Consider the following 11,365-nt stretch of genomic DNA (forward strand, 5'->3'; position numbering starts at 1 on the left):
GTGCATCTCAAGGCCCTGACACTCCGCGGTTTCAAGTCGTTCGCCTCCGCCACCACGCTGCGGTTCGAACCGGGGATCACCTGTGTCGTGGGACCCAACGGATCCGGCAAGTCCAACGTCGTGGACGCGCTCTCCTGGGTCATGGGCGAGCAGGGCGCCAAGTCGCTGCGCGGCGGCAAGATGGAGGACGTCATCTTCGCCGGCACGACGGGCCGCCCCCCGCTCGGCCGTGCCGAGGTCTCCCTGACGATCGACAACTCCGACGGCGCGCTGCCCATCGACTACGCCGAGGTCACCATCACCCGGATCATGTTCCGGGGCGGCAGCAGCGAATACCAGATCAACGGCGACACCTGCCGGCTGCTCGACATCCAGGACCTGCTCTCCGACTCGGGCATCGGCCGCGAGATGCACGTCATCGTCGGCCAGGGACAGCTCGACTCCGTCCTGCACGCCGACCCGATGGGACGCCGGGCCTTCATCGAGGAGGCCGCCGGCGTCCTGAAGCACCGCAAGCGCAAGGAGAAGGCGCTGCGGAAGCTGGACGCGATGCAGGCCAACCTCGCGCGCGTGCAGGACCTCACCGACGAACTGCGGCGCCAGCTCAAGCCCCTCGGCCGGCAGGCGGCGGTCGCCCGCCGCGCCGCCGTCATCCAGGCGGACCTCCGCGACGCCCGGCTGCGGCTCCTCTCGGACGATCTCGTACGGCTCCGTGAGGCGCTGAAGGCGGAGGTCGCCGACGAGGCCGCCCTGCTCGCCCGCAAGGAGGGCGCCGAGACGGAGCTGCGGGCCGCGCTCGCCACGGAGGCGGACCTCGAGGACGAGGTACGGCTGCTCGCCCCGCGGCTCCAGCGCGCCCAGGAGACCTGGTACGCGCTCTCCCAGCTCGCCGAGCGGGTGCGCGGCACCGTCTCGCTCGCCGACGCGCGGGTGAAGAGCGCCACGGCCCAGCCGCCGGAGGAGCGCCGGGGGCGCGACCCGGAGGACATGGAGCGCGAGGCGGCCCGCATCCGGGAGCAGGAGGCCGAGCTGGAGGCCGCCCTCGAAGCGGCCGAACGCGCCCTGGAGGACACGGTCGCCCACCGCGCCGAACTGGAGCGCGAGCTGGCGGCCGAGGAGCGGCGGCTCAAGGACGTCGCCCGGGCCATCGCCGACCGGCGCGAAGGCCTCGCCCGGCTGCACGGCCGGGTCAACGCGGCCCGTTCGCGCGCCGCCTCCGCCCAGGCCGAGATCGACCGGCTGGCCGCCGCCCGTGACGAGGCGGGGGAGCGGGCGGCCCTGGCCCAGGAGGAGTACGAGCAGCTGAGGGCCGAGGTCGACGGGCTCGACGCCGACGACACCGAACTGGGGGAGCGGTACGAGGCCGCCCGCCGCGATCTCGCCGACGCCGAGGCCGCGCTGACGGCGGCCCGCGACGCCGCGGCCGTCGCCGACCGCGCCCGCGCCGCGACGCGAGCCCGCCACGACACCCTCGCCCTCGGCCTGCGCCGCAAGGACGGGACGGGCGCGCTGCTCGCCGCCGGCGACGGCCTCACCGGTCTGCTCGGGCCCGCCGCCGAACTCCTCACCGTCACGCCCGGGTACGAGGTCCCGCTGGCCGCCGCCCTGGGCGCGGCGGCGGACGCGGTCGCCGTCACGGGGCCCTCCACGGCCGTCGAGGCGCTGCGCCTGCTGCGCAAGCAGGACGCGGGCCGGGCGGCGCTGCTGCTCACGGGAGCGCGGGAGCCGGCCGGGGCCGCCGTGCCCGCCGACGCCTCCCGGGCGTCCGGTCTCGTACGCGGCCCCGAGGAACTCATGGGCGCGGTACGGCGCCTGCTCGACGGGTTCGTCGTGGTCGGGACCCTGGAGGAGGCGGAGGCCCTCGTCCGCGCCCACCCCCACCTCACCGCCGTCACCGCCGAAGGCGACCTCCTCGGGGCGCACTTCGCGCAGGGCGGCTCCGCCGGGGCGCCGAGCCTGCTCGAAGTGCAGGCGTCCGTCGACGAGGCCGCCGCCGAGCTGGCGGAGCTGGCCGTGCGCTGCGAGGAGCTGACCGCCGTCCAGCACGAGGCGGGAGAGCGGCGCCGGGCCGCGGCCGCGCTCGTCGAGGAGCTGGCCGACCGCCGCCGTGCCGCCGATCGCGAGAAGTCCGCCGTGGCCCAGCAGCTCGGCCGTCTCGCGGGACAGGCCCGTGGCGCGGCGGGGGAGGCCGAACGGACCGCCGCGGCCGCCGGCCGCGCCCAGGAGGCGCTGGAGAAGGCGCTGGAGGAGGCCGAGGAGCTGGCCGAGCGGCTGCTCGTCGCCGAGGAGGCGCCGGCCGAGGAGGAGCCCGACACCTCCGTGCGCGACCGGCTGGCCGCCGACGGGGCCAACGCCCGCCAGACGGAGATGGAGGCGCGGCTCCAGCTCCGTACCCACGAGGAGCGGGTCCGGGGGCTCGCCGGTCGGGCCGACGCGCTCGACCGGGGCGCCCGTGCCGAACGGGAGGCCCGCGCCCGCGCGGAGCAGCGTCGCGCCCGGCTGCGCCACGAGGCGGAGGTGGCCGCCGCCGTGGCCGCCGGAGCCCGGCAGCTGCTGGCCCACATCGAGGTCTCCCTGGTCCGCGCCGAGCAGGAGCGCGCCCTCGCCGAGGCCGCCAAGGGCGCCCGTGAGCAGGGCCTGACCGCCGCCCGGGCCCGTGGCCGCGAGCTGAAGGCCGAGCTCGACAAGCTCACCGACTCCGTGCACCGCGGTGAGGTCCTCGGCGCCGAGAAGCGCCTGCGGATCGAGCAGCTGGAGACGAGGGCCCTGGAGGAGCTGGGTGTCGAGCCGGCCGGTCTGGTCGCGGAGTACGGCCCCCACCTGCCCGTACCGCCGTCACCGCCCGCCGAGGGCGAGACGTTGCCGGAGGACCCGGACCACCCGCGCAACCGGCCCCGCCCCTTCGACCGCGCCGAGCAGGAGAAGCGGCTCAAGGCCGCCGAACGGGCGTACCAGCAACTCGGGAAGGTGAATCCGCTCGCTCTGGAGGAGTTCTCAGCGCTGGAGGAACGCCACAACTTCCTCTCCGAGCAGCTGGAGGACCTGAAGAAGACCCGGGCCGATCTCCTTCAGGTGGTGAAGGAGGTCGACGTACGGGTCGAGCAGGTCTTCACCGAGGCGTTCCGGGACACCGCCCGCGAGTTCGAGGGCGTCTTCTCGCGGCTCTTCCCGGGGGGTGAGGGGCGCCTGGTCCTGACCGACCCCGACAACATGCTGACCACCGGCGTCGACGTCGAGGCCCGCCCGCCGGGCAAGAAGGTCAAGCGGCTCTCCCTGCTCTCCGGCGGCGAGCGTTCGCTGACCGCCGTGGCGATGCTCGTCTCGATCTTCAAGGCGCGGCCCAGCCCGTTCTACGTCATGGACGAGGTCGAGGCGGCCCTGGACGACACCAATCTCCAGCGGCTCATCCGGATCATGCGGGAGCTCCAGGAGTCCTCGCAGCTGATCGTGATCACCCATCAGAAGCGGACCATGGAGGTCGCGGACGCGCTGTACGGCGTTTCCATGCAGGGCGACGGGGTATCGAAGGTCATCAGCCAGAGGCTGCGGTAGCCCGCCTCATTCAATACTTGAACGCAGGGCGACCTTCTACGGCCTGAAATTCACAAGAGGGCAAGCCTTGACTTCGAAACTTGAAGGCATAGTCTCTGCAACGTTACTTTTACCTTCAAGTGGTGGGCGGCGTGAAGTTGTGCGCCACTGGAAGGGCTCGCCCCCCACGCCCCGGCGACGCTGCCGGAGCCCCCAGGAGTCCATGTGACCAGCACCGCGCAGGCGCCCACGCCGCCGCCTTCCGAAGGCCGAGCCGCCCACCCGGACCATCTCGGCCACGTCATCTTCATCACGGCGTCCGCCGCGATGGGCGGCTTCCTCTTCGGCTACGACAGCTCCGTCATCAACGGCGCCGTCGAAGCCATCCGGGACCGCTACGACATCGGCTCCGGCACGCTCGCCCAGGTCATCGCCATCGCCCTGATCGGCTGCGCCATCGGCGCGGCGACCGCGGGCCGGATGGCGGACAAGATCGGGCGGATCCGCTGCATGCAGATCGCCGCCGCGCTGTTCACCATCAGCGCCGTCGGCTCGGCGCTGCCCTTCGCCCTCTGGGACCTCGCCTTCTGGCGGATCATCGGCGGCTTCGCCATCGGCATGGCCTCCGTGATCGGCCCGGCCTACATCGCCGAGGTCGCCCCCGCCGCCTACCGCGGCCGCCTCGGCTCCTTCCAGCAGGCGGCGATCGTCATCGGCATCGCCATCTCCCAGCTGGTCAACTACGGCATCCTCCAGCTCGCCGACGGCGACCAGCGCGGCGAGATCGGCGGCCTGGAAGCCTGGCAGTGGATGCTCGGCGTCATGGTCGTCCCCGCCCTCCTCTACGGCCTGCTCTCCTTCGCCATCCCGGAGTCCCCGCGCTTCCTGATCTCCGTCGGCAAGGTCGACAAGGCCAAGGAGGTCCTGGCCGAGGTCGAGGGCCACGGTGTCGACCTCGACCACCGCGTCGCCGAGATCGACCGGGCCATGCGTCGCGAGCACAAGTCGACCTTCAAGGACCTCATGGTCGTCGGCCGCCGCTTCAAGCTGCTCCCGATCGTCTGGGTCGGCATCGGCCTCTCGGTCTTCCAGCAGCTCGTCGGCATCAACGTCGCCTTCTACTACTCCGCGACGCTCTGGCAGTCGGTCGGCATCGACCCCTCCAGCTCGTTCTTCTACTCCTTCACCACGTCGATCATCAACATCATCGGCACCGTGATCGCGATGGTCCTGGTCGACCGCGTGGGCCGCAAGCCGCTCGCCCTCGTCGGTTCCATCGGCATGGCCGTCGCCCTCGCCGTCGAGGCATGGGCCTTCTCCGCCGACCTCGTCGACGGCAAGCTGCCCGAGACCCAGGGCGTCGTGGCCCTCGTCGCCGCCCACGTCTTCGTCCTCTTCTTCGCCCTCTCCTGGGGCGTGGTGGTCTGGGTCTTCCTCGGCGAGATGTTCCCCAACCGGATCCGCGCCGCCGCCCTCGGCGTCGCCGCCTCCGCGCAGTGGATCGCCAACTGGGCCATCACCGCGAGCTTCCCGTCCCTCGCCGACTGGAACCTCTCGGGCACCTACATCATCTACACCGTCTTCGCCGTGCTCTCCATCCCCTTCGTGCTGCGGTACGTCAAGGAGACGAAGGGCAAGGCGCTGGAGGAGATGGGCTAATCCCCGCTGCCCCTCTCCTCGATCCCCGTACTGCCCCGGCTCAGGGCCCTATGCCCCGAGCCGGGGCAGTACGTCCTCCCCGAACAGCCGCAGGCTCCGCCACGCCTCGTCCACCGGCATGCCGCCGCAGAGCGGATGCAGCACCATGCTCTCCAGGCCCAGCGCCACGCACTCGTCCGGCGTCACGATCCGGTACACCCCCTCCGCACGCAGCTCCGCCACCGTCGAAGCCGTCGACCTCACCGCCGACCGGATGTCCTTCGACTGCCAGGAGGCGTAGGTCCGGGCCTCGTGCAGGAAGTGCTCCCCGTACCGCGCCCAGCACCCGTCCGGGTCCTCCGACAGGTGCAGCAGCGGCGTCTCCTTCGCCGGCATCATCGTCCAGCCCTCGGTGCCGTACTCCGCGCACCGCTCCCGGTAGTACGTCTCCAGCCCGGGCAGATGGGCGCTCGGGAAGAACGGCAGCCCGAGCCGGGCCGCCCGCCGCGCCGCCGCCTGCGAGGAGCCGCCCACCAGCAGGAGCGGATGCGGCTGGGTGAAGGGCCGCGGCGTGATCCGTACCGTCCGGCCCCGGTACGTGAACGGCTCGCCGGTCCAGGCCCGCAGCAGGGTCTCCAGGAGCAGGTCCTGAAGCTTGCCCCGCCGCCCCCAGTCGACCCCGCGCTCCTCGTACTCCTCCGGGCGGTAGCCGATGCCCGCCACCGTCACGAGGCGGCCCCCGCTCAGCAGGTCGAGCACCGCGATCTCCTCGGCCAGCCGCAACGGGTCGTGCAGCGGGCCGATGGCGGCGGACACGGTCACCGCGATCCGCTTCGTCGCGCCGAACACGGCGCCGGCGAAGGCGAACGGCGACGGCAGCCAGTTGTTCGCCGCTCCGTGGTGCTCCTCGGTCTGGATCGTGTCGACCCCCCGCCCGTCGGCGTAGGCGGCCATGGCGAGGGCCGCGCGATAGCGCTCCGAAAGGGACTCGGGGGTCGCGCCGGGATCGACGAGGTTGAAGCGTACGACTGTGAAGGGCATGGGAAGTCCCCCTCCGCGAGCGGGCGGGCGAGTGCGTGGAAGCCGGCGAGGGGGGACGGTAACTGACGTGGCGTCAGATGTGAACGGCCGTGCGGTCCCCGACCGCCTCGGCCGGCTCCGGTTCCCGTGCCGGGGGCCGCGGCGGCACCGCGTACAGCACACCGGCCATCACGATCGTCGCCGCCCAGCCGAGCCCGTTCTCGCCGATTCAGGAGGACGCCGGCGGGCCGGGCGGACCAGTCGACCCTGGTGAAGAGCGGACCGGCGACCAGCGCCACCGACCACGCCGCCATCGCCGACCAGGAGAAACCGCCCCGGTGCCAGTACGCGCTCGTACCAGTACGCGCTCGTCCGCGTGGAGAGGGCCATGCCCGGCGAACCCCCGCGCTTCCCGGCGATCGAGATCAGGCCGACGATCCCGTAGGGCAGCACCGGCGCCGCGACCGCCACCACCAGCACCTGCCGGAAGTTCGGACCGTCGAAGACGATCAGGTCCGCGCCCATCGTGAGAAGAAGCACACTGATCTCGGCCGCGACCCAGGTCGGGAACGGCCGGCGCCCATGGCCCGTGCGCTCCGCGTCGGGGACGGGCTCCAGACCCTCGCGTCTCCAGGGTGCCGTCGTTCCTGGCGCCTTCGGCTTCGGAGGCGTGGGGCAGGGGGTACTCCGTACAGATGCGGGGGGACGCACCCGGCGTACGTGCTCCTCCAACGGCCGGCTCGTGGCCGATACTGGACGGGTTATGGAACTCATCCTTGCTGTAGTCATCGCTCTCGTCGTCGCGGTCGTCGTGACCAGCGGGCTCGTCGTCAGCGGCCGCAAGAAGAAGCAGCTGCCGCCGGCCGAGCCTCCGACCACCACGCCGACCATCACCGCTCCGCCCGCCGAACCGCATGTCGGTGACGAGGCGGAGACACCGCGGGAAGAACCACGCCGCACGATCGAGGAGGTCGGCCTCCCGACCGCCGAGGAGGCCGTCGAGACCCCGGCCGCCGTCGAGGACCCCGTCGTCGCCGAGGCGCCCCCCGCCCCCGCGATCGAGGTGCCCGAGCCGACGGCGGGCCGTCTCGTACGCCTCCGGGCCAAGCTCGCCCGGTCCCAGAACTCCCTGGGCAAGGGCCTGCTCACGCTGCTGTCCCGCGAGCACCTGGACGAGGAGACCTGGGAGGAGATCGAGGAGACGCTCCTCGTCGCCGACGTCGGCGTCGCCCCCACCCAGGAGCTCGTCGAGCGGCTCCGCGAGCGCGTCCGGGTGCTCGGCACGCGTACCCCCGACGAGCTGCGCGCCCTGCTCCGCGAGGAGCTGGTCGCCCTGCTCGGCGACTTCGACCGTTCGGTGAAGACCGAGAGCGACCCGGGCACCCCCGGCGTCGTCATGGTCGTCGGCGTCAACGGGACCGGCAAGACCACCACCACCGGCAAGCTCGCCCGGGTCCTGGTCGCCGACGGCCGCACGGTCGTCCTCGGCGCCGCCGACACCTTCCGGGCCGCCGCCGCCGACCAGCTCCAGACCTGGGGCGAGCGCGTCGGCGCCCGCACCGTGCGCGGCCCCGAGGGCGGCGACCCGGCGTCGATCGCCTACGACGCCGTCAAGGAAGGCATCGCGGAGGGCGCCGACGTCGTCCTCATCGACACCGCGGGCCGACTGCACACCAAGACCGGCCTCATGGACGAGCTGGGCAAGGTGAAGCGCGTCGTGGAGAAGCACGGCCCGCTCGACGAGGTGCTCCTCGTCCTGGACGCCACCACGGGCCAGAACGGTCTCGTGCAGGCGCGGGTCTTCGCGGAGGTCGTCGACATCACGGGCATCGTGCTCACGAAGCTCGACGGCACCGCCAAGGGCGGCATCGTCGTCGCCGTCCAGCGCGAGCTGGGCGTCCCGGTCAAGCTGGTCGGCCTGGGCGAGGGCCCGGACGACCTGGCGCCCTTCGAGCCCGGCGCGTTCGTCGACGCGCTGATCGGCGACGGCGCCTAGGGCGTCTTTCGAAAGTCCCGCCTGCCCCGCGACGCCTGGCACGCACGCTCGCCGCGTGGTCGGGGTCGTCCACGTACGTCCCGTACGAGGGCGACTCTCCCCCGTGCGATCGCACGCACCGGACACCGCGGGGCCCGCCCTTCGGGCGGACGGCGCTCCTTTCCAAACACGCCCGAGAGAATCGCCCGCCCTCGACGCCGGGCCCGCCCACCGAGGGCGGGCCCGGCGTCGTTTCTCCGGGCGAGTGGGCCGGAGGCCCGGCCGCGCCCGGGTGGGCGCCCCGCCCCGGGGTCCGCGTCCTCGGGACGCCGGTCGGGGCGGTCGATGCGGCAGCCCGGCGTCCTTGGGGCGTGCCGCGAAGGCCCCGTCCGCCCCGCGAGGCGTGGCACGCCGGCTCGCCGCGTGGTCGGGTACGTCCCGTACGAGGGCGATCCTCCGCCGTGCGGGCGCACCCAGCGGACGCCGCGGGGCCCGCCCTCCGGGCGGACGGCGCTCCTTCCGTCACACGTCCTAGAAGTGCGTGCGGTGGCAGATGTACGCCAGGGTCCCCAGAAGCAGCCGCGCCTGCGGCGGCGCCCCCGCCGTGTCCAGCGTCGGCGGCCGCAGCCAGCGGACCGGCCCCAGCCCTCCGAGGTCCGACGGCGGGGCGGTGAGGTGCGCCCCGGCCCCCACGCCGTGCAGGTCCAGATCGGCGTCGTCCCAGCCCATCCGGTAGAGCAGCCCCGGCAGCTCCGCGGCGGCGCCGGGCGCCACGAAGAACTGCGCCCGGCCCGTCGGCGTCGCGCACACCGGGCCCAGTGGCAGCCCCATGCGCTCCAGCCGGACCAGCGCCCGCCGGCCGGCCGACTCCGCCACCTCGATCACGTCGAACGCCCGGCCCACCGGGAGCAGCAGCGCCGCGCCAGGGTAGCGGGACCACGCCTCGGTCGCCTCCTCCAGCCCCGCGCCCGCCGGGACCGCCTCGGCGAAGGGGAGCGGATGCGCTCCCGGCGCCGCGCAGGACCGGTCCCCGCAGGAGCACTGGCCGGAGAGGGCCCGGGCGCCGGGGACCACGTCCCAGCCCCACAGTCCCGTGTACTCGGCCACCGCCGTGCACTCGCTGGTGCGGAAGCGGCGGCGTGAGCCGGACCGCATCTCGCGCATGCCGCCGATCGTGAAGCCCATGCCCCCTCCAACGGGTCGGAAGCGCCGGTGGTTACGACCCGGAGCCCCGTCGTCACGCTCCGTCGTCGCCGGGTGGCGTGCGGTGGTGCGTGACGTGGTGCGGACCGCCGCGCACGCCTCCTCGCGCATCACTCCGCCGACCCTGGTTCGTCGCATGTCAAGTGAATCGTGTTCGGCGGCGGGGGAGTTCATTCGAAGGGGTGGCGAATGGTGGCGTTTCTTGAATCGCCCTCGCCGGACGGGTGATCGTAGGATTACTTTCGGTGCACGAGCCCAGAAGTTCCTCGCGCGCATGGGTATGCCGGAGGCAACCCGGTTTCCAGTTCGAAGGGGTGCAAGTCCCGGACGGGAGCATCGACCGGCGGCATTCTGGTAAGGGTTCGCGCAACAAGTCATTGATGTGGATGGGGGCGTTCCGGTGGGCGGCAACGGCGCAGACGGTACGACTGCCGGCAAGCGCCCCAACGAACAGCTGGGTTCGTGGTTCGTGCGCAGCGGCTGGTCGAAGGGCGAGCTGGCGCGCCAGGTGAACCGCAGGGCGCGGCAGATGGGCGCCCACCACATCAGCACCGACACCTCACGCGTGCGGCGCTGGCTCGACGGCGAGCAGCCCCGGGAACCCATCCCGCGGATCCTCTCCGAGCTCTTCTCGGAGCGCTTCGGCTCCGTCGTCGCCATCGAGGACCTCGGACTGCGCACCGCCCACCAGTCCCCGTCCGTCTCCGGCGTCGACCTGCCCTGGGCCGGCCCCCAGACCGTCGCCCTGCTCAGCGAGTTCTCCCGCAGCGACCTGATGCTCGCCCGCCGCGGCTTCCTCGGCACCTCCCTGGCGCTCGCCGCCGGACCCGCCCTCATCGAGCCCATGCAGCGCTGGCTCGTTCCCACCCCCGCCGTCGAACCCGACCGGCCGGAACCGGCCCTCGACACCCGCCGCCCCAACCGGCTGTCCACGGGCGAGCTGGACCTCCTCGAGTCCACCACGGCCATGTTCCGCCAGTGGGACGCGCAGTGCGGCGGAGGCCTGCGCCGCAAGGCGGTCGTCGGCCAGCTCCACGAGGTCACCGACCTGCTCCAGGAGCCCCAGCCCGCCGCCACCGCCCAGCGCCTCTTCAAGTGCGCCGCCGAACTGGCCGAACTCGCCGGGTGGATGAGCTACGACGTCGGCCTCCAGCCCACCGCGCAGAAGTACTTCGTCCTCGCCCTGCACGCCGCCAAGGAGGCCGGCGACAAGCCGCTCGGCTCGTACATCCTCTCCTCGATGAGCCGCCAGATGATCCACCTCGGCCGGCCCGACGACGCCCTCGAACTCATCCACCTCGCCCAGTACGGCAGCCGCGACTGCGCCACCCCGCGCACGCAGGCCATGCTGTATGCGATGGAGGCCCGCGCGTACGCCAACATGGGCCAGCCCAGCAAGTGCAAGCGGGCCGTGCGCATGGCCGAGGACACCTTCGCCGACGTCGGTCTGGACGGCGAGCCCGAGCCCGACTGGATCCGCTTCTTCTCCGAGGCCGAACTGAACGGCGAGAACTCCCACTCCTACCGCGACCTCGCCTACGTCGCCGGACGCTCCCCGACGTACGCCTCCCTCGCCGAGCCCGTCATGGAGCGTGCCGTCCAGCTCTTCGAGAAGGACCCCGAGCACCAGCGTTCGTACGCACTCAACCTCATCGGCATGGCCACCGTGCACCTCCTCAAGCGCGAGCCCGAGCAGTCCGCCCGCCTCGCCGAGACGGCGCTCGTGGTCGCCAGGAAGGTCCGCTCCGAGCGGGTCAACACCCGGCTCCGCAAGACCGTCGACACGGCCGCCCGCGACTTCGGCGACGTCGCCGAGGTCGTCCAGCTCACGGACCGGCTCACCGCCCTGCTGCCCGAGACCGCCGAGGCGGTCTGACCCCACGCCCACCCCCATCCCGCGCGGCCCCCCAGGGGCCCGCGGGGCCACCCCCCCCGGCGCCGCAAGCCAACCCGAAACCCCCACGCCGCGCCCCCCCCCCCAAGAGAAAACGAAGAGGT

At 73.0% G+C, this 11,365-nt stretch carries 6 protein-coding genes and 1 pseudogene; 4 read left to right on the forward strand and 3 right to left on the reverse strand.

All coding sequences use genetic code 11. From position 1 onward, the window contains the following. Entirely contained in the window at window positions 1-3,552 is a 3,552-nt protein-coding gene (gene smc / locus AB0K65_RS20450; RefSeq protein WP_365718434.1) for a chromosome segregation protein SMC, read from the forward strand. 204 nt (window positions 3,553-3,756) lie between these two features. Continuing rightward, the gene (locus tag AB0K65_RS20455; protein WP_365718436.1) at window positions 3,757-5,190 is read left to right on the forward strand and encodes a sugar porter family MFS transporter; all 1,434 of its coding nucleotides are present in this window, start codon (window positions 3,757-3,759) and stop codon (window positions 5,188-5,190) included. 48 nt (window positions 5,191-5,238) lie between these two features. On the opposite strand, the gene AB0K65_RS20460 is transcribed toward AB0K65_RS20455, so the two are convergent. Both AB0K65_RS20460 and AB0K65_RS20465 read right to left on the reverse strand, forming a co-directional pair. Then, the gene (locus AB0K65_RS20460) at window positions 5,239-6,210 is read right to left on the reverse strand and encodes an LLM class flavin-dependent oxidoreductase (protein ID WP_365718438.1); all 972 of its coding nucleotides are present in this window, start codon (window positions 6,208-6,210) and stop codon (window positions 5,239-5,241) included. A 357-nt stretch (window positions 6,211-6,567) separates the two neighbouring features. Beyond that, window positions 6,568-6,868, reverse strand: a pseudogene (locus tag AB0K65_RS20465) (cytosine permease); the annotation flags it as partial. 84 nt (window positions 6,869-6,952) lie between these two features. Here AB0K65_RS20465 and ftsY point away from each other — a divergent pair. Next, the gene (gene ftsY / locus AB0K65_RS20470) at window positions 6,953-8,185 is read left to right on the forward strand and encodes a signal recognition particle-docking protein FtsY (RefSeq protein WP_365718440.1); all 1,233 of its coding nucleotides are present in this window, start codon (window positions 6,953-6,955) and stop codon (window positions 8,183-8,185) included. Between the two features lie 510 nt (window positions 8,186-8,695). On the opposite strand, the gene AB0K65_RS20475 is transcribed toward ftsY, so the two are convergent. Beyond that, window positions 8,696-9,349 (reverse strand): bifunctional DNA primase/polymerase, encoded by a 654-nt coding sequence (locus tag AB0K65_RS20475; RefSeq protein WP_365718442.1) that lies wholly within the window; start codon window positions 9,347-9,349, stop codon window positions 8,696-8,698. A gap of 418 nt (window positions 9,350-9,767) precedes the next feature. On the opposite strand from AB0K65_RS20475, the gene AB0K65_RS20480 reads away from it, so the two are divergent. After that, window positions 9,768-11,243 carry a hypothetical protein gene (locus AB0K65_RS20480; protein WP_365718444.1) on the forward strand — a complete coding sequence of 492 codons (1,476 nt, stop codon included), beginning with the start codon at window positions 9,768-9,770 and terminating at the stop codon, window positions 11,241-11,243. The last annotated feature ends 122 nt before the right edge of the window (window positions 11,244-11,365 follow it).

The sequence above is a fragment of the Streptomyces sp. NPDC053755 genome (genome assembly GCF_040677675.1).
Classification (GTDB): domain Bacteria; phylum Actinomycetota; class Actinomycetes; order Streptomycetales; family Streptomycetaceae; genus Streptomyces.